The sequence below is a fragment of the Pseudomonas sp. TE3786 genome (assembly GCF_054057335.1).
Genome location: NZ_JBSRZF010000009.1, coordinates 81728 through 104106, shown reverse-complemented (window position 1 = coordinate 104106; position 22379 = coordinate 81728). Strand labels below are relative to the sequence as shown.

The 22379-nt window shown below is 60.3% G+C and carries 22 protein-coding genes and 1 other RNA gene; 13 read left to right on the top strand and 10 right to left on the bottom strand.

Annotated elements, in window-relative coordinates; genetic code table 11:
* Nucleotides 1-36: 36 nt before the first annotated feature.
* Nucleotides 37-1053, bottom strand: coding sequence for an alpha/beta hydrolase (locus tag ACVW0Y_RS12270; protein WP_457438611.1), 1017 nt, complete (start codon nucleotides 1051-1053; stop codon nucleotides 37-39).
* A 274-nt stretch (nucleotides 1054-1327) separates the two neighbouring features.
* On the opposite strand from ACVW0Y_RS12270, the gene ACVW0Y_RS12265 reads away from it, so the two are divergent.
* The 4 genes from ACVW0Y_RS12265 (at nucleotide 1328) to ACVW0Y_RS12250 (ending at nucleotide 3842) form a co-directional block, all read left to right on the top strand.
* Nucleotides 1328-1540: a hypothetical protein gene (locus ACVW0Y_RS12265; RefSeq protein WP_457438610.1), complete on the top strand. Its 213-nt coding sequence runs from the start codon at nucleotides 1328-1330 to the stop codon at nucleotides 1538-1540.
* A 19-nt stretch (nucleotides 1541-1559) separates the two neighbouring features.
* Complete coding sequence (locus ACVW0Y_RS12260) at nucleotides 1560-2123, top strand: MliC family protein (RefSeq protein WP_457438609.1); 564 nt, start codon at nucleotides 1560-1562, stop codon at nucleotides 2121-2123.
* A 202-nt stretch (nucleotides 2124-2325) separates the two neighbouring features.
* Nucleotides 2326-3018, top strand: a complete 693-nt coding sequence (gene pmrG, locus ACVW0Y_RS12255) for a lipopolysaccharide core heptose(II)-phosphate phosphatase PmrG (RefSeq protein WP_457438608.1) — start codon at nucleotides 2326-2328, stop codon at nucleotides 3016-3018.
* Nucleotides 3015-3842: a phosphatase PAP2 family protein gene (locus tag ACVW0Y_RS12250; protein ID WP_457438607.1), complete on the top strand. Its 828-nt coding sequence runs from the start codon at nucleotides 3015-3017 to the stop codon at nucleotides 3840-3842. Before pmrG ends, ACVW0Y_RS12250 begins: the two co-directional genes overlap by 4 nt.
* Nucleotides 3843-3893: 51 nt before the next feature.
* Here ACVW0Y_RS12250 and ACVW0Y_RS12245 read toward each other — a convergent pair whose 3' ends face one another.
* Nucleotides 3894-5096 (bottom strand): NAD(P)/FAD-dependent oxidoreductase, encoded by a 1203-nt coding sequence (locus ACVW0Y_RS12245; protein ID WP_457438606.1) that lies wholly within the window; start codon nucleotides 5094-5096, stop codon nucleotides 3894-3896.
* A 320-nt stretch (nucleotides 5097-5416) separates the two neighbouring features.
* Here ACVW0Y_RS12245 and ACVW0Y_RS12240 point away from each other — a divergent pair, with 320 nt between their 5' ends.
* Nucleotides 5417-5944 (top strand): RrF2 family transcriptional regulator, encoded by a 528-nt coding sequence (locus ACVW0Y_RS12240; protein WP_457438605.1) that lies wholly within the window; start codon nucleotides 5417-5419, stop codon nucleotides 5942-5944.
* A 26-nt stretch (nucleotides 5945-5970) separates the two neighbouring features.
* On the opposite strand, the gene ACVW0Y_RS12235 is transcribed toward ACVW0Y_RS12240, so the two are convergent.
* Complete coding sequence (locus ACVW0Y_RS12235; RefSeq protein ID WP_457438604.1) at nucleotides 5971-6150, bottom strand: hypothetical protein; 180 nt, start codon at nucleotides 6148-6150, stop codon at nucleotides 5971-5973.
* Nucleotides 6151-6230: 80 nt separating this feature from the next.
* Between ACVW0Y_RS12235 and ACVW0Y_RS12230 the strand changes: the two genes are divergently transcribed.
* Together ACVW0Y_RS12230 and ACVW0Y_RS12225 are read left to right on the top strand one after the other, a co-directional pair.
* A complete protein-coding gene (locus tag ACVW0Y_RS12230; protein WP_457438602.1) occupies nucleotides 6231-6779 on the top strand; it encodes a thioesterase family protein in 549 nt (182 codons plus the stop codon).
* A gap of 73 nt (nucleotides 6780-6852) precedes the next feature.
* Nucleotides 6853-7179, top strand: a complete 327-nt coding sequence (locus ACVW0Y_RS12225; RefSeq protein ID WP_457438600.1) for a hypothetical protein — start codon at nucleotides 6853-6855, stop codon at nucleotides 7177-7179.
* Nucleotides 7180-7293: 114 nt separating this feature from the next.
* On the opposite strand, the gene ssrA is transcribed toward ACVW0Y_RS12225, so the two are convergent.
* Nucleotides 7294-7681, bottom strand: a transfer-messenger RNA (tmRNA) gene (gene ssrA / locus ACVW0Y_RS12220).
* 155 nt (nucleotides 7682-7836) lie between these two features.
* Between ssrA and ACVW0Y_RS12215 the strand changes: the two genes are divergently transcribed.
* On the top strand, nucleotides 7837-10764 hold the full coding sequence (locus ACVW0Y_RS12215) for a response regulator (protein ID WP_457438598.1): 2928 nt from the start codon (nucleotides 7837-7839) through the stop codon (nucleotides 10762-10764).
* A gap of 83 nt (nucleotides 10765-10847) precedes the next feature.
* On the opposite strand, the gene ACVW0Y_RS12210 is transcribed toward ACVW0Y_RS12215, so the two are convergent.
* From ACVW0Y_RS12210 to ACVW0Y_RS12195, 4 genes are all read right to left on the bottom strand, one after another.
* The gene (locus ACVW0Y_RS12210) at nucleotides 10848-11141 is read right to left on the bottom strand and encodes a hypothetical protein (protein ID WP_457438596.1); all 294 of its coding nucleotides are present in this window, start codon (nucleotides 11139-11141) and stop codon (nucleotides 10848-10850) included.
* Nucleotides 11142-11344: 203 nt separating this feature from the next.
* Nucleotides 11345-14170: an FAD-binding and (Fe-S)-binding domain-containing protein gene (locus ACVW0Y_RS12205; protein ID WP_457438594.1), complete on the bottom strand. Its 2826-nt coding sequence runs from the start codon at nucleotides 14168-14170 to the stop codon at nucleotides 11345-11347.
* 127 nt (nucleotides 14171-14297) lie between these two features.
* Entirely contained in the window at nucleotides 14298-15467 is a 1170-nt protein-coding gene (lldD, locus tag ACVW0Y_RS12200) for an FMN-dependent L-lactate dehydrogenase LldD (RefSeq protein WP_457438592.1), read from the bottom strand.
* A gap of 95 nt (nucleotides 15468-15562) precedes the next feature.
* Complete coding sequence (locus ACVW0Y_RS12195; protein WP_457438590.1) at nucleotides 15563-17254, bottom strand: lactate permease LctP family transporter; 1692 nt, start codon at nucleotides 17252-17254, stop codon at nucleotides 15563-15565.
* Nucleotides 17255-17552: 298 nt separating this feature from the next.
* On the opposite strand from ACVW0Y_RS12195, the gene ACVW0Y_RS12190 reads away from it, so the two are divergent.
* Complete coding sequence (locus ACVW0Y_RS12190) at nucleotides 17553-18320, top strand: GntR family transcriptional regulator (RefSeq protein WP_457438588.1); 768 nt, start codon at nucleotides 17553-17555, stop codon at nucleotides 18318-18320.
* A gap of 81 nt (nucleotides 18321-18401) precedes the next feature.
* Here the strand turns inward: ACVW0Y_RS12190 and smpB are convergent, their stop codons facing one another.
* Nucleotides 18402-18884 carry an SsrA-binding protein SmpB gene (smpB, locus tag ACVW0Y_RS12185; protein ID WP_108098230.1) on the bottom strand — a complete coding sequence of 161 codons (483 nt, stop codon included), beginning with the start codon at nucleotides 18882-18884 and terminating at the stop codon, nucleotides 18402-18404.
* Between the two features lie 171 nt (nucleotides 18885-19055).
* Here smpB and ACVW0Y_RS12180 point away from each other — a divergent pair, with 171 nt between their 5' ends.
* From ACVW0Y_RS12180 to ACVW0Y_RS12170, 3 genes are read left to right on the top strand one after another with little or no spacing between them, the layout of a single operon-like run.
* Nucleotides 19056-20459: a sodium-dependent transporter gene (locus ACVW0Y_RS12180; protein ID WP_457438585.1), complete on the top strand. Its 1404-nt coding sequence runs from the start codon at nucleotides 19056-19058 to the stop codon at nucleotides 20457-20459.
* Nucleotides 20460-20466: 7 nt separating this feature from the next.
* Nucleotides 20467-20901, top strand: a complete 435-nt coding sequence (locus ACVW0Y_RS12175) for a type II toxin-antitoxin system RatA family toxin (protein ID WP_457438583.1) — start codon at nucleotides 20467-20469, stop codon at nucleotides 20899-20901.
* Nucleotides 20894-21202 (top strand): RnfH family protein, encoded by a 309-nt coding sequence (locus tag ACVW0Y_RS12170; protein ID WP_457438581.1) that lies wholly within the window; start codon nucleotides 20894-20896, stop codon nucleotides 21200-21202. Before ACVW0Y_RS12175 ends, ACVW0Y_RS12170 begins: the two co-directional genes overlap by 8 nt.
* Nucleotides 21203-21300: 98 nt before the next feature.
* Here ACVW0Y_RS12170 and ACVW0Y_RS12165 read toward each other — a convergent pair whose 3' ends face one another.
* Nucleotides 21301-21819, bottom strand: coding sequence for an outer membrane protein assembly factor BamE (locus ACVW0Y_RS12165; protein ID WP_457438696.1), 519 nt, complete (start codon nucleotides 21817-21819; stop codon nucleotides 21301-21303).
* 97 nt (nucleotides 21820-21916) lie between these two features.
* Here ACVW0Y_RS12165 and fur point away from each other — a divergent pair, with 97 nt between their 5' ends.
* Nucleotides 21917-22321: a ferric iron uptake transcriptional regulator gene (fur, locus tag ACVW0Y_RS12160; RefSeq protein ID WP_122454032.1), complete on the top strand. Its 405-nt coding sequence runs from the start codon at nucleotides 21917-21919 to the stop codon at nucleotides 22319-22321.
* Nucleotides 22322-22379: the final 58 nt, after the last annotated feature.

Genomic DNA, 22379 nt, shown 5'->3' with positions numbered 1-22379 from the left:
ATCACGCTGGCGGCTTTTTGCTTGTTACGACTGCAGTTATTTCAGGTGTTTTTTCAGTTCGCTACCGGCTTGCAGCATGGCCGATTTGGCACCGCTGATATGGGCCAGCGGGTTGAGCAGGCCGAAGTCGTGGATCATGCCGTTGTAGCGGGTGCTGGTCACTTCCACGCCGGCTGCATCGAGCTTGCGACCGTAGGCTTCGCCCTCGTCACGCAGCACGTCGAATTCGGCGGTCTGGATCAGGGTTGGCGGCAGGCCTTTGAGCTGCTCGAGGCTGGCGCGCAGTGGCGAAGCATGGATATCGGCGCGCTCGGTGGCCGAGGTGGTGTAGTTGTCCCAGAACCATTTCATCAGCGGCTTGGTCAGGAAATGGCCCTGGGCAAACTGGTTGTACGAAGCGGTCTCCAGGTTGGCATCGGTTACTGGCCACAGCAGGGCCTGGAAGCGCAGTTTCGGCGTGCCTTTTTCTTTCGCCATCAAGGCCACGGCGGCAGTCATATTGCCCCCTACGCTGTTGCCGGCTACCGCCAGGCGGGAACCGTCGACATTGATTTCCTTGCCGTGCTCGGCCACCCATTTAGTTGCCGCGTAAGCCTGGTTAATGGCGGTTGGATAGTGGGCTTCAGGCGATGGGGTGTAGTCGACATACACCGCTACCGCGCCGGAATTCACCACCAGGTCGTGGATCAGGCGAGCATGGGTCGGGTAGTCGCCGAGCACCCAGCCGCCACCGTGGAAGAACATAAAGACCGGTAGGGTGCCGGTGACGCCGGCAGGACGGACGATGGTCAGCTTGATGGTCTGGCCATCAACGCTGATGGCTTTGTCGATGACCTTGGTATCGGAAAAATCGAACTTCACCGAGGCCTGGGCACCAGTCAGTACGGCACGGGCATCTTTCGCCGTCATTTGCTCCAGCGGCTTGCCACCGCCGGCTTCCAGGGCTTGCAGAAAGGCTTGGGTATCTTGTTCCACGCCAGGGCTGCCAGCTGCGAAGGCCGCGTTGTAGGACAGGGTCATGGCAGCAGCGATCAGGGTCTTTTGCAGTTTCATGGTGAGGCTCCTTGAAGGTGAGGGCTGAGTAAGGTGTGCGTCAGCTTTGGTCCGGGCTATAGGTTGGGTCTGGTCTGTGTGCCAGACCGTGAGCAAATGATGGCTGGGCGTTGGGAACTGCGGAATAGACAGGCCTGCACGGCCACTTTGCAGAACTGCAAAGCGCCGCGGCCGCCGGGCATTTGCCGGTTTTGGGGTGACAGGGGTGCAGAAGAATCTAGGGTATAGGTGTCAAACGCCTGTTGCCGTCGGCCATACCCCTGGGGGGATTTACATGCGCACAATCGTCAGCCGTGAGCCGTGGTGGGCCAAACCGCCACTGCCGGGGCAGGAAGAAATGCAGCTGGAATGGGGCTACCTGATTCTGTACAGCGATGGGGTGTTCGAGTTCGAACACCTGCGCCCCAGTGACGAAGAAATCCGCAACCGCAAGGGTTGTCGGGTCCACCATTCAGAGAGTGAGCCGAATGCCAAATCGAATTTCTGAGCGATGTCTGCTTGCGTGCGTGGCCTTGTTATCGCCCTGGCTGGCGATCTGCGCTCAAGCGGCCTCCTTCGACTGCAGTAAGGCCGCCGCCGGCAGCATCGAAGAACGGGTATGCAAGACCCCGGCGCTCAGCGCCCAGGATGAGCAACTGGCCAAGGTCTATAAACAGGCCCTGAGCAAAGCCAAAAACGAGCACCCGCCCACCCTCAAAGCTGAACAGCGTGGCTGGATCAAAGGCCGCGACGAGTGCTGGAAGGATGACGATAAAACCCGCTGCGTGGCCGACGCTTATCAGCAACGCATCGCCGAACTGCAAGCGCGCTATCAGTTGCTGCCGGGAATGGGGCCGGTGCGTTTTATCTGCGACAACCTGCCGACCAAGGAAGTGCTCGCCACCTTCTACGCCACCCAGCCGCCCACCCTGATCGCCGAGTTTGGTGACAGCACCTCGCTGATGTATGCCGAGTCGACCGCCAGCGGCAGCAAGTACCAGGGTCGCAATGAATCGTTCCGGGAACACCAGGGTGAGGCAACGGTGGTGTGGGGGTACGAGGCGGTGCCGATGCAGTGCAAGCGGCAGTAGGCCGGATGGGGGCGTAGCTAATGGGGACCACCTGTCGCTGTTTTTCGATTATTAGGTTTCTTTCACATCACCTTCACTTCTCGGTCACACCTTGCTGCCTAGAGTGTGATCACGTTTGCGGCATTCCTCTCTTTCGGGCCATTTTTTCGCCTGCTTTCGAGTGCCGCAGTTTTCTTCGTTGAACAATGTTTTGGAGCGGCCCATGTTGGTCACTGCGCCAGAAGTGTTGGTTGCTTCCCCTGCGTTACCGGTAAAACCCTTTGCCCGGTGGCGAAAACTGTTAGTGCCGGGCGTAGTCCTGCTGCTGTTGGTGCTGCTCGCCGCCTGGCTGATGCGTCCGGCTTATGCGCTGGACCTCAGTCGCGCCGCGCACATGAGTGAAAGTGGCCTGCTGCAACGCTGGAAAAACGGCGAGGTGGTGGTGCTGGTGCGCCATGCCGAGCGCTGCGACCAGTCGAGCAATCCCTGTCTGGGGCACCCCGGCGGTATCACCGTGGAAGGCAGCGATGCGGCCAGGCATGTCGGTGATGCCTTCAAGAGCCTGGGCATGGCGCACACCGATGTGTATTCCAGCCCGCTGGAGCGCACGGTGCAGACCACGTCCTTTATGTTTGGCCAGAACGTCGCTACCCAAGAGTGGCTGCGTACCTGTGAGTCGTCACTGCAGCACGACATGCTGGCGCACAAGGCTCCCCGGCGTAACCTGCTGCTGGTGACCCACAGCACCTGCATCAATGCCCTGGAGGACGAGCTAGATCGCAGCGGTGGCCACTATGACAGCGCCTATGCCAGCGCCCTGTTCGTTGCCGTCGATGGCCGCACCGGCAAGCCAGAACTGTTGGGTTTTATGAATGCTGACGACTGGGACCACGTACTGAAAGGCGCGCCGTTATGAGTCCACGGTTACGTTTCTACGCCTACAACCTGGGTATTCCGTTGCTGTTGGCGTTGCTGGTGTTTTGCCTGTTTGATCTGACCGACATCGACCGCGTGATCAGCAATGCACTGCTCGACCCGAGCACCGGCGAGTTCATTCTGCGCCATAGCGACCTGTTCGAAACCCTCACGCACAAATGGCCGCGGGTGATTCCCGACTGGACCGGCGAGCTGGCCATCATCGGTGCGCTCTTATCGTTTGTCTGGCCGCGTCTGGTGGCGCACCAACAAACCGCGTCAGTAGGTTTTCTCGAGCGCGCCCGGCTGGCACCCTTGTTGCGCTTTACCACGCAGCACCGGCGCGACCTGTTTTTTCTGATCGTCGCGTTTGCGCTGACCACAGGGGTTATTCACTACCTCAAAGCCCATACCAGTGTGTATTGCCCGGTGGAAACCACCCTGTATGGCGGCCACGAGCTGCGCAAGGAATGGTTCGAAAACTTCACCTGGCTGCAAAAGGCCGGTGACGGACGCTGCTGGCCAGGTGGGCATGCCTCCAGTGGGTTCACCATGGTGGCGCTGTACTTTATTGCCCGGCGCTACCGCTGGCAGCACGCCAAAGCCTTGCTGACTGCGGTACTGGTATTGGGCATGGTGTTTGGCACGACACGGGTGCTGCAGGGCTGGCACTACATGTCGCATACCTTCTGGGCGGGCATCTTCGTCTGGCTTAGCACGTTGCTGGTGGCGCTGCTGTTCTACGGCCGGACGTTATTGGACACCGAACCCGAGCCTAGCGTGGCGCGCCCGCAAGCACTGATCGGGGCGGTGCGCATCAGCTAAAAAAGCCCCCGTCAGCTAAACCTGACGGGGGCTTGGGTTACGCCGATTGGCTTACGCCACCACGGGAATCAGCGGGTCTGCTGCCGCCAGCGCTTCTGCGCGATCAGCCTTGGGCGGGTAGATCCAGAAACCGTTGATTTCACTCTTGATCCGCTTGCCTTCGTCGCGCACAAATTTCACTTCGCGCTGCCAACCTTCGGTAAACACCGCGCCCCAGGCACCCAGGTCCAGACAGGTGACGTACTTGACCTGGCTATAGGGGATGGGCTCGACACCGATCAGACTGGCGGCCACGTTATTGCCGGCTGAACGACCAAGGGCGATGGCGTGTTGGCAGGTCATCATGGCGTAGTTGCCGAGGTCATCAACCAGGGCGTAGGCGACGTCACCGGTGGCGAACACATCTTCCTGGCCCAACACTTTCAGATTGCGGTCCACATGCAGGCGCCCCTGAGCATCGCGCTCGCCAGGCACTTGAGCGGTCAGCGAGCTGGCGCGCACACCGACCGTCCACACTACGGTTTTGGCCTCGATGCGCTGGCCGTCCGCCAGGGTCACGCCGTTGGCATCCACGGACGCCACCGAGCTATTCAAACGCCATTCCACTCCCAACTCAGCGCAGGCTTCAGCTACCAACTGTTGCGGGCCATCGCCCATGGCACCGCCGACCTGATTGCCACGATCCACCACTATCACCCGCACATCGGCATCGGCACCCAGGGCGGCGCGCAGACGGGCCGGCATTTCGGTTGCGGTTTCGATACCGGTAAAACCGCCGCCGGCCACCACCACGGTATTACGGGCTGGCGAGTCGGGCAGGGTATGCAGGTTGTTGAGGTGCTGCTCCAGATGCGCGGCGTGCTCAATCTGGTCGACGTCGAACGCGTGCTCCAGGCCCGCTAGGTCAGGACGCCAGCCCTTGCTGCCGCTAGCCAATACCAGGCGGTCGTAAGCCAGGGTGGCAAGGGCGCCACCGCCGTCACGGTAGCCGACCTGTTTGCTGGCGACGTCGATCTCTTCCACGCTGCCTTTGATAAAGCGCACGCCCACAGCCGCGAACAGTTCGGCCAGCGGCGCGGTCATGGTCTGCACATTGGGCTCATAGAAGCGCGGGCGAATGCGCAGTTCGGCTTGCGGTGCCAGCACGGCGACCTCGGCTTCGCTATTGTTGTGCTGATCCAACAGACGAGCCGCGCTAAGGGCGCTCCACATACCCGCAAAGCCTGCACCGACGATCAGAATGCGTTGTTTCATGTTCTTGTCTCTCTTGGAAGGGAAGGAAAGTTCGCTCAAAAACGAGTACATCGATCGCCTTTTGCCCGGGCTGGCTGGTTAACTCGTAATGCCGACTGTATTTGTCGGAGTTATGTCGTGCAACTGTTTTTTTGCGTTCGGCCTGAGCGCGTTTAATTCGCGCACTTGGTTTTTTCGCTTTTATTCCCTGATTTAGAGACGTTTAAGGGCGAAGGAGAGTGTCGTTACAGGGCGCTGTACGGACTGGATATTTTTTATCCAGGTTGCGGCTTCAGGTGCTTATCGGCACAATGGTGCGACTAAACGAGTCGGAGTTGTCTATGGCGCTTTATAGCGCAGGCGTGGAGTACGGCATTCACTGCATGCTGTGGCTGGCGGATGAAAAGGGCGATAGCCGCGAAGCCAGCGTGCGTGCCCTGGCCGAATTGCAAGGCGTACCGCCGGAGTTGTTGGCGAAGATCTTCACCCGTCTGGCCAAGGCCGACCTGGTGGTGGCCACTGCCGGAGTGCGCGGTGGCTTCAAGCTGGCGCGGCCGGCGGACGAAATCACCATGCTCGATATCGTGCGAGCCATCGACGGTGAAAAATCCATCTTCGACTGCCGTAACGTCCGCGAACGCTGCGCAGTGTTCGACGGCTCGCCACCCGAATGGGCCATGGCCGGCACCTGTGGCGTGCACGCGGTCATGCTCACCGCGCAAAAACGCATGGAAGAAGCCCTGGCCCAACAAACCGTACTCGACATCGCCCGCCGCTTCGGCCGCAAGGCACCACCGGAGTTTGGCGAGCAGGTGCTGAAATGGTGGGATGGGCAGCGCGACGGCAAGGGCGGGTCGACGGTTTCCTGAGTATCAACCTCTGGACCCGGCGGCCTTCAGCGTTGCACCTCGACGGCAGTGATCCCCAGCACCTCAGCCGGCTCCGACACTTCTGCCGTCGAAGCCTCGGCGTCTGGCATCAGCAAACTATTTTCCGCATCGCCATGGTGCAACTCGATCAGATGGCGCGTGGCGTCTGCCAGGGTCAGATGGGGTTGGTTCAGCTCATTTCGCATGGAAAAAGTCATTTGCGCACCTACTGTGGCGCAACGTCGCCGCCTAAGATGCCCGCCATCACACACTGATTGGCGTACTTATGAATCTCTGGTTCCGACTTATCTTCATGCTACTGCACCGCCCTTGGCGCAAACCGGTTGAGCCCATGGCCACCACCGTCGTGCGTATGCGCGTGTGGCCCCTCGACCTGGACCTCAATCGCCACGTCACCAACGGCCGCTACTTCACCCTGGCTGACATCGGCCGTATGGATTACGTGTTACGCAGCGGCGCCTTTCGCGTCGCCCTGCGGCACAAAGCCGTGCCCATCGTCGGCGACACCTGGGGCAAATTTCGCCGCGAGCTGAGGCTGTTCGAAACCTTCGAAATCCACACCCGCATGCTGGGCTGGGACGAGAAGTGGAGCTTTATGGAACATCGCTTTGTAAAAGACGGGCGAGTGCTGGGCGTAGTGGTTATGCGCGGCTTGTTTCGCTCGCCCAAGGGCGGCGTCTCACCGGGGGAATTTGCCCGGCACCTGGGCTTGGCCGAGGACTCGCCGCCGATGCCGGAGTGGCTGCTGGGGTGGTCGCGCAGCTGTGATGAAATGAGTGGCGCGTTGCGGGCGGAGGAGGGTGCGCGATGCTAGGTCGTGTAGCAGCGCTGCAAGTAGCCATCGACCCGCTACACCCCGGAACCCGCGACGCGGCCAGGAAAAACGCTTGGGCTTATCGAATATTCAAGGAGCACGAATGTTGCTATTTATCGGCGAACTGCTTGAAGGAATTCTGAGCTTTTTGGCGGACGTATTCCTCCTGCGAAGATGGCGCGCCAATAAAGGACGTCCGGAAAACGCCTGGAGCAAGGACGCAGCCGATGTGGCCTACCTGGATTGGTGGCTGAGTGCGAAGTTGTTCGTGCTGGCGCTGGCGGGTTTCGTGCTGTTGTTTTATCTATTCGGCTTTTCGTTCGCGGTCAGCTTTTTTGTTCCGCTGGTTGCGGTGAGCCTGTACGGCGTTTATCGCTGGATCGCTTTGATCAAGGCCTGAGGCACGCCCGATTCGATGGTGCCCAGGTGGCTCGACTCTCAGCCCTGGCGTTGCCCGCCGAACTGCGCCCAAAGAAAAACCCCGAAGGCGTTCGCCTTCGGGGTTTTTTGTGTTTGGTGGAGCCGGGGGGATTTGAACCCCCGTCCGCCAGTCCGCTGCTGTCGGTTCTACATGCTTAGCCGTGTCTATTGAGTTAACCCTCAGCCGCCCGACGGGCAGGGTGCTTTGGGCGAGTTGTGTAAGTTTTAGCCGGTTCGTCCACAACGTACTACGCGGCGATTCTGTTCTATATGACAATCACTTTGGGTTTACAGACATCCCCTCGTGATTGCTGGAGCCGAAGCTACCAGAAGTGCGACTAGGCTGCTTACGCAGCTAGTTGGGCACCGTAATTGTCATCATTGGCAATTATAGAGTTTTGCAACAGTGGATTTACGAGTTCTGTTACCAACTCGGCATGCCCCTCAAGTTTTGTAACCGGCGTCGAATCCTAATCGGCCCCAAAACCTACCGTGATACACGATTGGGACCGGCAGTGTACGGGAAAGGTTCCAGTGCGTCGACCTGCTTGCCGTACGTCATCCGCGCCAACAGGCTATATGATTAGGCTCAAAAGCTTTCTGTAGTACCTTGCAGACATTCTTGAAGAGCTGCCCTATGCCGCGTACGCCGCGTTACCCTTTGCGCCAATGGATTTGGCGCGCATTTCTGCAGAGCGCCCTGATTCCCCTGGTGTTGGTGGAGTCGGTGTTGATTGCTGTCTATCTGCTGACCAATACCGCCATCCGCGACACCCAGCTGGATTATCTACAGCAGCGCGCTGCGCAGGATCTGACCGGTACGGTGCAGCGCGAGGGGGAGATCATCGGGCGGCGCCTGGAGGGGCTGGAGTCGCAGGCGAAGGTCTATCAGGCGGCAACTACCCGCGCCCTCAGCGATATGACGTACCACGCTGACGTGCTGGAGCGTTCGCGTTATTCAATTACCCCCGATGGCGTGCATTACACCCACCGCGATGATGGCCGTGCGGCGTCGTTCTATTCCAATGTCACGCCTGTGGATAAGCAGGATCACGACAAGGCCTTGCGCCTTTCGCGGGTCGATGTGCTGATGCGCTGGATCCGCGATGCCAACCCTTTGGTGTCGGCGTTGTATTTCAATGGCTGGGACAGTTACAACCGCATCTATCCGTTCTTTATGACCCCCGATCGCTATGCCCATGACATGGTGATCCCCGATTACAACTTCTATTACCTGGCCGACGCCAAACACAACCCCGAGCGCAAGGTGGTGTGGACCGATGTGTATCTGGACCCGGCCGGCCAGGGCTGGATGATGTCGGCGATTGCTCCGGTGTACCGCGATGACTTCCTTGAGGGGGTGGTAGGACTGGATGTCACAGTGGGGCAGATGGTCAGTGAGATCGGCAATTTGCAGGTGCCTTGGCATGGTTATGCCGTGCTGGTCAGCCGTGATCAGAAAGTGATCGCCCTGCCGGCGGCCGGTGAGCAGGATTTCGGCCTCAATGAGCTGACCGAATACAGCTACGCCGAGGCCGTGCGCCGCGAAGTGCTCAAGCCCGATGATTTCGATCTCAAGGATCGCCGCGATCTGCAGCCGCTGTTGCAGGCGATGTCCGCCGGCCGCACTGATGTAAAGGAAGTGCTGTTGGGTGGGCGCAAACAGCTGGTGGCCTGGAGCGAAATTCCGCAAACCGGCTGGCGTTTGCTGGTGGTGGTGGATGAAGCGAATATCTTCCAGGCCACGGAAAATCTGGCCGAGCGATACCAGCAGATAGGTTATCTGCTAATTGCCGGGCTGCTGTTTTTCTATCTGTTGTTCTTTGCCTGGATGTGGCGGCGCTCGCGCTTGCTGACGGCCAAGCTGGCCAAGCCGATGGCCGACGTCGTCGAGATGATGGGCGAGCTGGGCAAGGGCAATTTCAAGCCGCAACCGGTGGATATCCAAATCGATGAGCTGGCCTATATGGCCGCCGCCGCCGAGCAGACCGGGCAGCAACTGCAAGCCAGCGAGGACGAACGCCACAAGGCGCAAAGCCAGTTGGAGCTGGTGCTGGAGAGTACCACCGAAAGCCTCTGGGAAGTCGAGGCGCGGAGCATGACCATCACCGTACGCGGCCGTGGAGTGAAGCGTTATGGCCTGAATATCCAGTGCCTGACCTTTGCCGAGTTCAACCAGCGCGTACACCCCGACGACCTCGACCGTCTGCGCCAATTGCGTTTCGGTTTTGCCGACAGTGGCGATGACACTTTCGAGGCGCAGTATCGCTTTGCCGATGCGGAAGGCAACTACGTGTGGTTGCTCAGCCGTGGCAAGGTGCTCGAACGCGACAGCAAAGGCCGCGTGCTGCGAGTGGCCGGTACCCATGTGGATATCTCCAGCCTCAAGCAGGTGCAGGAAGACCTGCGTCGTACCAGTCTGGAAGCCCAGGAAGCCAGCCAGGCCAAGAGCCGTTTCCTGTCGAGCATGAGCCATGAACTGCGCACGCCGTTGAATGCGATTTACGGCTTTGCCCAGTTGATTGAGCTGGATGCTCAGGAGCAGCCGGGCAGCGAGCAGCAGGCCGACTACGCACGTGAAATCGTCAACGCCAGCCGCCACCTGACGGCGCTGGTGGAAGACATTCTCGACCTCTCCAGCATCGAAAGCCGTCGCCAGCAGTTGCAGTTCTCGGCGGTGGATGTCGGCGAGTTACTGGTTAGCTGTGCCGAGCTGGTGCAGCCGGAGGCTTCCCAGCGTGGCCAGCAATTGCAGGTGTTGGCTGCCGAGCAACCGGGCATGTATGTCTGGGCCGACGTGCGCCGGGTGCGTCAGGTGTTGCTCAACCTGCTGTCCAACGCGATCAAATACAACAGTCCGCAGGGCCTGGTCAGCCTCGGTTATGAAGTGCGCGCCAGCGGCATACGCTTGTGGGTGCAGGACACCGGCCCGGGTTTGACCGAGGAACAGCAAGCGCGGTTGTTCCAGCCGTTTCAGCGGTTGGGTTGGGAGAATTCAACCATCCCTGGCGCCGGTATCGGTCTGGTACTTAGCCGCGAGCTGGCCGAGTTGATGGATGGTGAGCTGGGTCTGTTGAGCACGCCGGGTATCGGTAGCCGTTTCTGGATCGACCTGCCCAGTGCCGCCGCACCAGACGCCAATGGCCAAGTGAAACCGGTGGCTGCCGATGAGCCCAAGGCGCTGGCGGCTGTGCTCTGCGTCGAGGACCACCCGGCGTGCATGCGCGTACTGCAGGAAGGCCTGCGGGAGATGGCCGAAGTGCGCGGTGCGGCGTCGATCCAGCGTGCCTATGCGGTGTTGGAAAGCTTTACCCCAGACCTGATGTTGCTCGACATCGATCTGCCTGACGGCGACGGTCTGCTTATCCTCGACATGCTGCGCCGCACGCCGCACCTGAGTGACATACCGGTGCTGGTGGTCAGTGCTGCCGCTGACGAAGAGATGTTCGCCGATGCCCTGCGCCGTGGTGCCCAAGCCTGCCTGGCCAAACCCATCGACCTGCAGCAATTGCGGCAATTGGCGGTGTCGCTGTTGGTGGATGTGGTGGTGATCGATCAGGAATGATGTTTGGCGCGGTGCAAGCAAAGCGCAGATAAGAGAAAGCCGGCGAAGTGCCGGCTTTTTCGTGGGAGCTTAAAAACGCCAGATCAACTGCCGTTATCGCCACTACCTTCACTTTTGGGTGCTTCCAAGCGTTTCACCGCCATGGCCGAGGTTTCGGTGCATTTCTTGTCGTCACCGGCGGCCTTGGCCTGCTGGGCTTTGGCTTGCAGTTCGGTCACTTCGGTTTTCAGTGACTCGCTGAGGGTGGCTTTTTCGGTGGCCAGGGTATCTTTGATTTTTTGCAGGTTGGCGTCGCACAGGTCGGCGGCGAACACGGGGGATGCCATCAGGGTCGCGGACAGTAGTGCCGCTGGATACAGCAAGGCAGTGCGCTTCATGGTGAATCTCCTTCTCGTGGCTGCAGCTCTCGTCCAGAACCCCCGGGTGGGGCTCGCGGAGCCGTGAGGGGCGAGACTTTCAACCCGCTCAAATAAGCGGGCGTATACAGATGGACTGGCAGCCAAACGCAGCGGTTCAAGGTTTTTTCCGCGCAAATCACCACCGTTGGCCGCAGTGCGGTTGCTGTGGGAGGGGTGCTGCGTCATTCAGCGATAGCTGACTGTCTACGCGGCTGGGTCACCCGATCCACCAGGTACACCAACCCGTGGTAGTCGATACCGCCATGCTGGCTCAGGCCGATCTCGCAGGTGCGGCTGGTGGAGATGCCTTCAGCGCAGTACTGCACGGCGTCTTTCAGGCTGCGCAATGAATGGGCGTTGAGTTCGGGGGTGGTGAAGCCTTTGTCGCCGGCAAAGCCGCAGCAGTGAATGCCTTCCGGCACCACCACCTGCTTGCTGCACAGGCGCGCCAGGTCGATCAGGGCCTGGCTTTCGCCCAGGTGCTGGGTGCTGCAGGTGACATGCACGGCGATGGGCGCGTCCTGGGCCTGGAAGTCGAGTTTGTCGACCAGGTGGGTGCGGATAAAACGCACCGGGTCATAGAGGTCCAGACGCGATTCGCCCAGGTCCTGGACCAGGCGCAAGGTGCAGGGGCTGGTGTCACAGTAGATCGGGTCAAGACCGCCGCGGCTGGCTTTGAGCAGCGCGCCAATCAGCTCCTGGCGCTTGCTTTCGGCCTGTTCGTTATAGCCCTTGGAAGCGAACGGCTGACCGCAGCAGAGGTTGTCCAGATTGTCCGGGAACACCACCTGGTAGCCGGCTTTTTCCAACAGGCCGCGGGTTTTATCCAGAAGTGACTGTTGTTCGCTGTCGCCGGCCGCCGGGCCCATCACCCGCGATACACAGGCCGCCAGGTACACCACCCGTGGACGCTGATCGTCGACGGGCAGACTGAAACGAATGGCGCTTTCCGGCTGCGGCATGGCAGCGTTCCATTGCGGCACACGCTGCTGTGAGGCTTTGCTGAGCGCGGCGGAAAGCTTCGCCAGACGTGGCGCACCCAGCATCATTCGTGCGCCGTTGGCCACATGCAGGGTAAAGCGCGCACCTTGCAGCGCAGTGTGGAAGTTGCGCGCCAACCAGCCGGCGGCTTTGTCTTGAACGGCGTGTTGGCTGCGAAGCTTTTTCACCAGCTCGCCGGTGTTGATGCCCACCGGGCAGCGTTGCGCGCACAGGCCGGTGGCGGCGCAGGTGTCGAGGCCCTGGTATTGGTAGTCGCGCTCAAGCGTGCTGGTGTCGATGCCGGCCCTTTGCTTGGCCTGAATACCCCGCCAGATCACGATGCGCTGGCGTGGGCTGAGGGTCAGGCCCTTGGATGGGCACACCGGTTCGCAGAAGCCGCACTCGATGCACTTATCGACAATCTCGTCGGCGGCCGGCAGCGGTTTCAGATTCTTCAGGTGCACCTGTGGGTCCTCGCTGAGCACCACATCCGGGTTGAGAATGCCGCGTGGGTCGAGCAGACGCTTGAGTTGCCACATCAGTTGGTAGGCGTCGCTGCCCCATTCCAGTTCCACGAAGGGGGCCATATTGCGCCCGGTGCCGTGTTCGGCTTTCAGTGAGCCGCCGAACTCCACCGCCACCAGTTGCGCCACGTCTTCCATAAAGGCCGAGTAGCGCGCCACTTGCTCAGGGGTGTCGAAGGCCTGGGTAAAGACAAAGTGCAGATTGCCCTCCAGGGCATGGCCGAACAGGATGGCTTCGTCGTAGCGGTGCTTGTCGAACAGGGCGATCAGGCGGTTGACGCCGGTGGCCAGGTGTTCCACCGGGAAAGTGACGTCTTCGATGATCACCGTGGTACCGGTCTGGCGTACCGCACCGACGGCAGGGAAGGTGTCTTTACGAATCGCCCACAGCTGGTTGTACACCTTGGGGTCGCTGCTGAAGTCCACCTGCTTTTCCACCGGAAAACCGGCCAGGGAGGCCATGATCACACCGATCTGCTCCTGCAGCAGGCTATCGCTGGCGGCGCGGGATTCGATCAGCAGGGCGCAGGCACCATCGGACAGTTCGCGCACAAACCCCGGCATGCCGGCTTTGTTCTGCACCGAGCGCAGGCTGCGGCGGTCGAGCAATTCCACCGCCGATACCGGCTGGCTTTTCAGTACGGCAACGGCGTTGCAGCAGCTCTGCACGTCGGTGAATACGATCAGCGCCGAGGCTTTGTGCGGATGGTCGAGCACAGTGTCGTAGGTCACCGCGCTGATAAATCCCAGGGTGCCTTCGGAGCCCACCATCAGGTGGGTAAGGATATCCAGCGGCTGGTCGTAATCCACCAGGGCATTGAGCGACAGGCCGGTGGTGTTTTTCAGTCGGTATTTATGCCGGATCTTGGCCGCCAATTCGCTATTGGCGCGGGTGCTGCGGCCTAGTTCTGCCAACCGTTCCAGCAACGGCCCATGGCTGGTTTGGAAGGCGGCGACACTGTGCAGGTCTTCACTATCCAGTGCGGTGCCATCGGCCAATACCAGGCGCATTCCAGCCAGGGTGTGATAGGTGTTCTGCGCCGTGCCGCAGCACATGCCGCTGGCGTTGTTGGCGACGATGCCGCCGATTTTGCAGGCGTTGATCGAGGCTGGGTCCGGGCCGATCTTGCGTCCGAACGGTGCCAGCCAGGTGTTGGCCTGGGCGCCGATAACGCCGGGTTGCAGACGGATCTGCCCACCGTTATGACGAATCTCACGGCCATTCCAGTTGTCGCCCAGCACGATCAACACCGAGTTGCTAATCGCCTGCCCCGAAAGACTGGTGCCGGCGGCGCGAAAGGTCACCGGTACCTGTTCGGCGTGCGCCAGTTTCAATAACTGCACCACTTCCTCTTCGCTTTCCACACGCACTACCAGCTTGGGAATCAGCCGATAGAAACTGGCGTCGGTGCCGAAGGCCAGGGTGGACAACGGATCATCGAAACGCCGCTCACGCGGGATCAATTGTTCAGCGGCGGCGAGGAAGGCGGCGGGCAACGGCATGGGAGCTCCAGGGTAGTGCGTATAAAGCGTAGGGCGAATATCGCGAAGCGATATCCGCCGCTGCGGTCTTTCGGTATGACTTCGTTACGGCGGATACCGCTTTGCGGTATTCGACCTACGTCGAGCGTTATTGTTGGTATTGCTCTACTTCGGCTTTGCCGATCTCGCGTACCAGCGACTCGGCGCTGATCTCGGCAATGCTCTTGGCACCGGTCAGCACCATGGCTACGCGCATTTCCTTTTCGATCAGCTCCAGCAGGTTAGTCACCCCGGCACCACCGGCAGCGGCCAGGGCGTAGATAAAGGCGCGACCGAGCATCACGGTGTCGGCACCGAGGGCGAGCATACGCACCACGTCCAGACCGTTACGGATGCCCGAGTCGGCCAAAATCGCCAGCTCGCCTTTTACCGCGTCGGCAATCGCCGGCATGGCGCGGGCGCTGGACAGCACACCGTCGAGCTGCCGGCCGCCATGGTTGGAGACAACTATGCCGTCGGCACCGAATTTCACTGCGTCCTTGGCATCTTCTGGATCGAGGATGCCCTTGATCACCATCGGGCCTTCCCAGAAGTCGCGGATCCATTCCAGGTCTTTCCAGGAAATCGATGGGTCGAAGTTGTTGCCCAGCCAGCCGATGTAGTCCGCCAGGCCGGTGGGGTTGCCGCGGTAGGCGGAGATATTGCCCAAGTCGTGGGGGCGGCCGAGCAGGCCGACGTCCCAGGCCCAGCTCGGGTGGGTGAAGGCTTGCAACATGCGGCGCATGCCGGCGTTGGCACCGCTCATGCCCGAGTGCGCATCGCGGTAGCGGGCCCCAGGCACCGGCATGTCCACGGTAAATACCAGGGTGTTAACGCCGGCGGCCTTGGCGCGCTCCAGGGCGTTTTTCATAAAGCCGCGGTCCTTCAGCACATAGAGCTGGAACCACATGGGGCGGTCGATGGCCGGAGCCACTTCTTCAATCGGGCACACCGAGACGGTGGACAGGGTAAAGGGAATGCCTTTGGCCGCCGCGGCCTTGGCCGCCTGCACTTCGCCACGGCGGGCGTACATGCCGGTGAGACCGACGGGCGACAAGGCCACGGGCATCGCCAGGGTTTCATTGAACAGACGGGTTTCCAGGCTCAGCTCGGACATATTGCGCAGCACCCGCTGACGCAGGGCGATGCTGGCCAGATCCTCGACATTGCGGCGCAGGGTGTACTCGGCATAGGCACCGCCGTCGATGTAATGGAACAGGAACGGCGGCAGCTTGCGTTGCGCGGCGATGCGGTAGTCGGAGGATGCGGAAATAATCATGGGATGGCCCCGTATTGAAGACGACGCAAGGCGGCTACAGCCGCCTCGTTCAGTTCAGCCCCGGCACCGCTCGCGCGCCACCGGGGCCAGCGGGTTTAGTGCACCAGCATGCCGGTTAGCCAATAGGCCTGCGCCAGGGTGATCAGGCCGACAAAGGCGGCGAAGATCAGGCTGTGCTTGAGGGTGAAGCGGAACAGGTCCGACTCTTTGCCCACCAGGCCGGTCGCGGCGCAGGCCACGGCGATGGACTGCGGCGAGATCATCTTGCCGGTCACGCCGCCGCTGGTATTGGCGGCCACCAGCAAGGTGTCGTTAACCCCGATCTGATGCGCGGTGGTGGCCTGCAGCGAGCTGAACAGCGCGTTGGAGGAAGTATCCGAGCCAGTGAGAAACACCCCCAGCCAGCCAAGGAACGGCGAGAAAAACGGGAAGGCAGCACCGGTGCCTGCCAATACCAGCGCCATGGTCGAGGACATGCCCGAGTAGTTGGTGACAAAGGCGAACGCCAACACCATGCCGATAGACAGAATCGGCCAGCGCAGTTCGTACAGGGTTTCTTTAAAAGTGGTCAGACCAGTTTTGAAGTCGATTTTCAGGATCAGCATGGAGATCAATGCCGAAAAGAAAATCGCCGTGCCGGTGGCCGAGATCGGGTCGAGCTTGAAGATCGCCGGAATGGCGGTCGGTGCGGTGACGATTGGTGCGGTTTTGATTACCAATTGATCAAGGTGCGGAATGGCGAAGTTGAACACCGTGCTGTACATCGCCCCGCCTGCGGCAAACAGAGCCTTGAACGGCTTCAGCGTCCAGATGGTCACCAGCACGGTGAGAATCAGGAACGGCGACCAGGCTTTGAAAATTTCACCCAGGCTGTATGGCGAGGCGGTGGTGGTGCGCGGTTGACCAAAGCCGCCGGCACTGGCTACCGCAGAACCGCCGCTGGCACCCGCGATCTGGGCATTGGCGCTGCGGCGCGGTTGCCAGACCTTCAGGAACAGGGTCAGCGATATCAGGCTGATCAGCGCCGAGGTGATATCCGGCAGTTCCGGCCCGATGAAATTCGAGGTGAAGTACTGGGTGACGGCGAAGGACAAGCCGGCCACCAGGGCAGCGGGCCAGGTTTCCTTGATGCCACGCCAGCCATCCATCATTGCCACCAGCCAGAACGGCACGATCACCGACAGCAGCGGCAGTTGGCGGCCGGCCATGGCACCGATCTTGAAGGCGTCGATACCGGTAACCTGCCCGGCAACAATGATCGGAATGCCCAGGGCACCGAAGGCCACCGGCGCGGTATTGGCAATCAGGCACAGGCCCGCCGCATACAGCGGGTTGAAGCCCAGTCCTACCAACAGCGCTGCGGTGATCGCCACGGGCGCACCGAAGCCGGCTGCACCTTCCAGGAAGGCACCGAAAGCGAAACCGATCAGTAGCACCTGCAGGCGCTGGTCGTCGGTGACCGACAGTACCGAGCTGCGGATGATTTCGAACTGACCGCTCTTGACCGTCAGTTTGTACAGAAACACCGCCGCGACAATGATCCAGGCGATAGGCCACAGGCCATAGAGAAAGCCATAACCGGCGGCGGCAAAGGCCATGTCGGCAGGCATCTGGAAGGCGACGATGGCGATCACGATCGACAGTGCCAGGGTAATGCTGCCAGCCACATGACCTTTGAGGCGGAACACGGCCAGAGCGAGAAAGAAGAAAACGATGGGGACGACGGCCGCCAGGGCTGATAGCCCGAGGCTGCCCAATGGGGTGTACAGCTGCTGCCAGGTTTGCATCGTGGGTTGGCTCCCTGATTATTGTTGGGTGTGCCTGAGTGTCGAGTCGCTGCACCCAGGCGCTTGTGGCGGGGCGGAGTGCTCAACCTGCTTGCCGGCTAAATTGGTCATACCAATTTACAAATTCGACGGCTCAGGGTAAAAGCCCTACACGGAGTCTGTCAATTTGTCGCAGTTAAGACTTTGGTCTCGGATGAAATCTTGGATCGCCTGGCAACGGTTGTTGTAGGAAGGTGGAGTGGGTCGTTAGGCTTGCGCCGATGGGCTGCAGGCCAGAGTAGAGAAGGCAGGAAAGAGCATGGGGTTTGGTCAGGTACAGCAGCGCCGTTTGTCGGACGATATCGTCGAGCAACTGGAGCGCATGATTCTCGAGGGCACCTTGAAGGCCGGCGAGCGTCTGCCGGCAGAGCGGGCGCTGGCCGAGCAGTTCGGCGTATCGCGCCCCTCGCTGCGCGAGGCGATTCAGAAGCTGGCGGCCAAGGGCCTGTTAGTGAGCCGGCAAGGCGGCGGTAACTATGTGGCGGAATCTTTGGGCTCGACCTTTAGCGATCCGCTGCTGCATCTGTTGGAAAGCAACCCCGAAGCCCAGCGTGACCTGCTCGAGTTTCGCCATACGCTGGAAGGCTCCTGCGCCTTCTACGCCGCGCAACGCGCCACTGAGCTGGATCATCAGCGCCTGCGCGAAGCCTTCGAGGCGCTGCAGAAGTGTTATGCCAGCGAGGGAAAAGTCAGTCGCGCCGAGGAGGGGGCCGCTGATGCGCGCTTTCATCTGGCGATTGCCGAAGCCAGTCATAACGCCGTTTTGCTACACACCATTCGCGGTCTGTTCGACCTGCTCAAACGCAATGTGGTGACCAACATCGGCGGCATGTACGCCCTGCGCAGCGAAACCCGCAACATGCTGATGCAGCAGCACAGCGAGCTGTATCACGCGATCGTCGAGGGGCGTGCGGAACAGGCGCGGGAAATCTCCAATCGCCATATTCATTACGTACAGGAAGTGTTGGCCGAAGGATTACAGGAAGCCCAGCGCGTGGCGCGGGCGGAGCGGCGGCAGGGGTTCTAAAGGCGAAAAAGCATCGCAGCTAAAGCCGCTCCTACGGGTTATGCAGTCCGTAGGAGCGGCTTTAGCTGCGATGCTTTTTGCCTAGTCGTCTTTGCCCTTGGTGCGAACGGCGCGTTGCAGTTCACGGTCGGAATCACGTTCACGCTCGGTATGGCGCTTGTCGTATTCCTTCTTGCCCTTGCCCAGGCCGATCTCGATCTTGATCAGGTGGGCTTTCCAGTAAATCGACAGGGCCACGCAGGCAAAGCCTTTTTGCTGCACGGAGCTGGTGATCTTTTCGATTTCGCGCTTGTTCAGCAGCAGCTTGCGGGTGCGCACCGGGTCGGCGATGACGTGGGTGCTGGCGGTGGTCAGCGGTGCGATGTGGGCACCGATCAGCCAGGCTTCATCGTTTTTCAGCAGCACATAGCTGTCGACCAGCTGTGCTTTGCCCGCGCGCAGGCTTTTGACTTCCCAGCCAGCGAGCACCATACCTGCTTCGAATTTATGTTCGATGAAGTAGTCGTGACGGGCTTTCTTGTTTTGGGCAATGGTGCCCTCGGGGTGTTTTTTTTGCTTGGCCATAGGCGGCGCATTATAGGCAGTAGTCCTGCCGCTGGCGACAGTTTACGCAAGCGCCAGGCTCAGGCCGTGCATTCGGGCACCGGCCCTTGAGAGGGCTGGGTGAATCTCGGACAATGCGCGCCTCTTTTTGCTGGCCTACCCTTTGGCCACTCTATGGCTAGGCGGGCTTTCATGGCGGGCGACAAGGTTTCAATTCACGGCTCCTGGGCCAGTCGCTGGGTATTTATCCTCGCGGCCACGGGCTCGGCCGTTGGCTTGGGCAGCATCTGGAAGTTCCCGTATATGACCGGCGTGTACGGCGGCGGGGCTTTTGTATTGATGTTTCTGCTCTGCATCGCCTTGCTCGGTTTGCCGGTGATGCTCGCCGAAACCCTGATCGGCCGACGTTCACGGCAGAGCCCGGCAAATGCCTTGCGCGAGTTGGCTGTGGAGGCGGGGCACTCAGGCAAATGGTCGTGGGCGGCCTTTGCCGGGATGGTCACGGCGCTGCTGATTCTGTCTTTTTATAGCGTCGTCGGCGGCTGGTCGCTGGACTATATCCTCGATCTCGGTCGAGGCGATTTCCAGGGCATCGGTGCCGAGCAGGCTGGTGCCTATTTTGCCGCTATGGTCAGCGATCCCTGGCGCCTGATTCTCTGGCACACGCTGTTTATGCTGTTGTCGGCCTGGGTGATTGCCAAAGGCGTGGTGGCCGGCTTGGAACGCAGCCTGAGGATCATGATGCCGCTGCTGTTTGTGTTGCTGGTGATACTGCTCGGCTACAGCCTGACCACTGGACATTTTATGGAGGGCTTCCATTTTATGTTCCACCTCGACCCCTCGCGCCTGCTGGACGGCTTGTTGCCCGCCATGGGGCATGCGTTTTTCTCGCTTAGCGTGGGTGTTGGCTCGATCCTGATTTACGGCGCCTATATGCCCAAGCAGTCGTCGATTGCCGGCACTGTGGTGGCGGTGGCATTGCTGGATACCTTTGTCTCCCTGCTTGCCGGCCTGGCGTTGTTCCCCATCGTGTTTGCCGCTGGCTTGAATGCCAGTGAGGGGCCGGGGCTGATGTTCGTCACCCTGCCGCTGGCGTTCGGTAACGTCGCCTTCGGGCAGTTGATGGGCGTGGTGTTCTTTGTGCTGGTGGCAGTGGCCGCATGGAGTTCGGCGATCTCCTTGCTGGAGCCGATGGTGGCGTATCTGGTGGAGCGCACCAGGGTCAGCCGCTTGTGGGTAACCGCAGCGTTGGCGTTTATCTGCTGGTTCGCCGGCCTGGGTACGGTGTTCTCCTTCAATATCTGGAAGGAAGCCAAGTTCTTCGTCAGCGAAGGTGGTGCCTTCCAGCTGTACCAGTGGGGTGCCGCCGGTGGCCTGGATCTGTTTGGCGTGATCGATTTCTTTACCTCGCGCATCATGTTGCCCCTCGGTGCCCTGACCTTTGTGGTGTTCGCCAGTTGGGTGATGGGGCGCGAGACGGTCCGTGACGAACTGGCCATGCGCAATGCCGGACTGTTTGCCGTAACCTTCTGCCTTATGCGCTATGTTGCGCCGCTGGGTATCCTCATTGTGTTCGCTGCGCAGCTATTGAAGTGAGATCTGCATGACCACCCATATTCAACGCTCTGCCTTGTTGCCCTATCCGGCGCAGGCTCTTTATGACCTGGTCAATGATGTGGCGAACTATCCCGCCTTTCTGCCCTGGTGCGCCTCGACCACAGTGATCGAGGAAACCGCCACTCTGATGCGTGCCAGCCTGCAAGTGGCCAAGGGCGGTATCAGTCAGCAGTTCGTTACGCGCAATATCCTGGTGCCGGGGCAAAGTATCGAGATGAATCTGGAGGAAGGGCCCTTCACCGAACTGCACGGCGTCTGGCAATTCAAGGCGCTGACGGACAAAGCCTGCAAGATCAGCCTGGACCTGTCGTTCGAATATTCCGGGCAGCTGGTGCGCGCCACCCTGGGGCCGTTGTTCAACCAGGCCGCCAATACCCTGGTTGACGCGTTCTGCCAGCGGGCCAAGCAGCTGTATGGCTGAGGTGTTGATCGAGGTGGAAGTGGTGTATGCCCTGGCGAGCGTGCAGCGATTGATACGTTTGCAGGTGCCGAGCGGCACCACGGCTAGGCAGGCTGCTGAGCGGTCCGGCCTGGATGCGGAATTCCCCAAACTGGATCTGCGAAACTGCCCGTTGGGTATCTTCGGCAAAGCGCTGCCGGATGCGCAGGCGCGTGTGCTGGAGGCGGGTGAGCGTGTGGAAATCTACCGGCCCCTGATCGCCGATCCTAAGGAAGTGCGCAAGCAGCGAGCGGCCAAGGCAGCAGCCAACAAGCGCGTGTAGCTGTGCCGCAAGCTCTTGGGGTGCAACGTTATCGATCAGAGAGCACCAGAAACGAAAAAGCCCGGACAAGTCCGGGCTTTTCTCTGCGCGACAGCCAATTACTGCGGCGTTTTTTCCAGCGGAGTCGGCGTTGGTACCGGCACGGTCTCTACGTCCACATCCTTCTGGATTTTTTCCAGCAGCGAACCTGGCTTGGCCGGCTCTTGCGCTGTGGATTTTTCTTCGCTCTTCGGCTGCGCTTGCGGTGCACCATCCGGGCCGAGGATTTCCTGGTCGCGGCTCACACCCGGCATAAAGTCGCCGGACAGGCCCGCCAATTGGTCGTTGGCATCGAAGGTGATGCTCACGCGCTCTTGCAGGCGCTGACGGCCGCCGGGCTGGATGCTGTACAGATAATCCCAGCGATCGGCGTGGAAGGTGTCGGAGATCATGGGGTTGCCCATGATAAACCGCACTTGGCGTCGGGTCATTCCAGGCTTCAACTGGTCTATCATGTCCTGCGTCACGACATTGCCCTGCTGAATGTCGATTTTATAAACCCCGGGGAATGAACAGCCGGCGAGTGCGAGTAAGCCCACAAAGGTGAGGCTAGTCAGCAAGAGCTTGGTGTTTTGCATCGGTGGGAGACTTCCACTATCTTGGCTGGGCAATTTGGCCACCGATCATACCTGCATTGAAGGAAGCTGCGAAGCAGCAACCACGAGAAAGCTGACCATGGTAGAAAATAGCGAACTACGTAAAGCTGGCCTGAAAGTGACCCTGCCACGGGTCAAGATTCTGCAGATGCTCGACTCTGCAGAACAGCGCCATATGAGTGCGGAAGATGTTTACAAGGCACTGATGGAGGCTGGCGAGGATGTGGGTTTGGCCACGGTCTACCGTGTTCTGACTCAGTTCGAAGCCGCTGGTCTCGTGGTGCGTCATAACTTCGATGGCGGCCATGCCGTGTTCGAGCTGGCTGATGGCGGCCACCACGACCATATGGTCTGTGTCGATTCTGGCGAGGTGATCGAGTTCTTCGACGCGGAGATCGAGAAGCGCCAGAAAGAAATCGTGCGTGAGCATGGTTTTGAGCTGGTGGATCACAACCTCGTGTTGTACGTCCGTAAAAAACGTTGATGCTTATCGAGGCTGAAGCCTCTCCTGCAAGGATGCGAATCCTGTGGGAGAGACTTCA

Excerpts from the sequence above, each read along its gene's own strand:
- ACVW0Y_RS12270 (WP_457438611.1), bottom strand. The coding sequence starts at position 1,053 with ATGAAACTGCAAAAGACCCTGATCGCTGCTGCCATGACCCTGTCCTAC.
- ACVW0Y_RS12265 (WP_457438610.1), top strand. The coding sequence starts at position 1,328 with ATGCGCACAATCGTCAGCCGTGAGCCGTGGTGGGCCAAACCGCCACTG.
- pmrG (WP_457438608.1), top strand. The coding sequence starts at position 2,326 with ATGTTGGTCACTGCGCCAGAAGTGTTGGTTGCTTCCCCTGCGTTACCG.
- ACVW0Y_RS12250 (WP_457438607.1), top strand. The coding sequence starts at position 3,015 with ATGAGTCCACGGTTACGTTTCTACGCCTACAACCTGGGTATTCCGTTG.
- ACVW0Y_RS12245 (WP_457438606.1), bottom strand. The coding sequence starts at position 5,096 with ATGAAACAACGCATTCTGATCGTCGGTGCAGGCTTTGCGGGTATGTGG.
- ACVW0Y_RS12240 (WP_457438605.1), top strand. The coding sequence starts at position 5,417 with ATGGCGCTTTATAGCGCAGGCGTGGAGTACGGCATTCACTGCATGCTG.
- ACVW0Y_RS12235 (WP_457438604.1), bottom strand. The coding sequence starts at position 6,150 with ATGCGAAATGAGCTGAACCAACCCCATCTGACCCTGGCAGACGCCACG.
- ACVW0Y_RS12230 (WP_457438602.1), top strand. The coding sequence starts at position 6,231 with ATGAATCTCTGGTTCCGACTTATCTTCATGCTACTGCACCGCCCTTGG.
- ACVW0Y_RS12215 (WP_457438598.1), top strand. The coding sequence starts at position 7,837 with ATGCCGCGTACGCCGCGTTACCCTTTGCGCCAATGGATTTGGCGCGCA.
- ACVW0Y_RS12210 (WP_457438596.1), bottom strand. The coding sequence starts at position 11,141 with ATGAAGCGCACTGCCTTGCTGTATCCAGCGGCACTACTGTCCGCGACC.
- ACVW0Y_RS12205 (WP_457438594.1), bottom strand. The coding sequence starts at position 14,170 with ATGCCGTTGCCCGCCGCCTTCCTCGCCGCCGCTGAACAATTGATCCCG.
- lldD (WP_457438592.1), bottom strand. The coding sequence starts at position 15,467 with ATGATTATTTCCGCATCCTCCGACTACCGCATCGCCGCGCAACGCAAG.
- ACVW0Y_RS12195 (WP_457438590.1), bottom strand. The coding sequence starts at position 17,254 with ATGCAAACCTGGCAGCAGCTGTACACCCCATTGGGCAGCCTCGGGCTA.
- ACVW0Y_RS12190 (WP_457438588.1), top strand. The coding sequence starts at position 17,553 with ATGGGGTTTGGTCAGGTACAGCAGCGCCGTTTGTCGGACGATATCGTC.
- smpB (WP_108098230.1), bottom strand. The coding sequence starts at position 18,884 with ATGGCCAAGCAAAAAAAACACCCCGAGGGCACCATTGCCCAAAACAAG.
- ACVW0Y_RS12180 (WP_457438585.1), top strand. The coding sequence starts at position 19,056 with ATGGCGGGCGACAAGGTTTCAATTCACGGCTCCTGGGCCAGTCGCTGG.
- ACVW0Y_RS12175 (WP_457438583.1), top strand. The coding sequence starts at position 20,467 with ATGACCACCCATATTCAACGCTCTGCCTTGTTGCCCTATCCGGCGCAG.
- ACVW0Y_RS12170 (WP_457438581.1), top strand. The coding sequence starts at position 20,894 with ATGGCTGAGGTGTTGATCGAGGTGGAAGTGGTGTATGCCCTGGCGAGC.
- ACVW0Y_RS12165 (WP_457438696.1), bottom strand. The coding sequence starts at position 21,819 with ATGCAAAACACCAAGCTCTTGCTGACTAGCCTCACCTTTGTGGGCTTA.
- fur (WP_122454032.1), top strand. The coding sequence starts at position 21,917 with ATGGTAGAAAATAGCGAACTACGTAAAGCTGGCCTGAAAGTGACCCTG.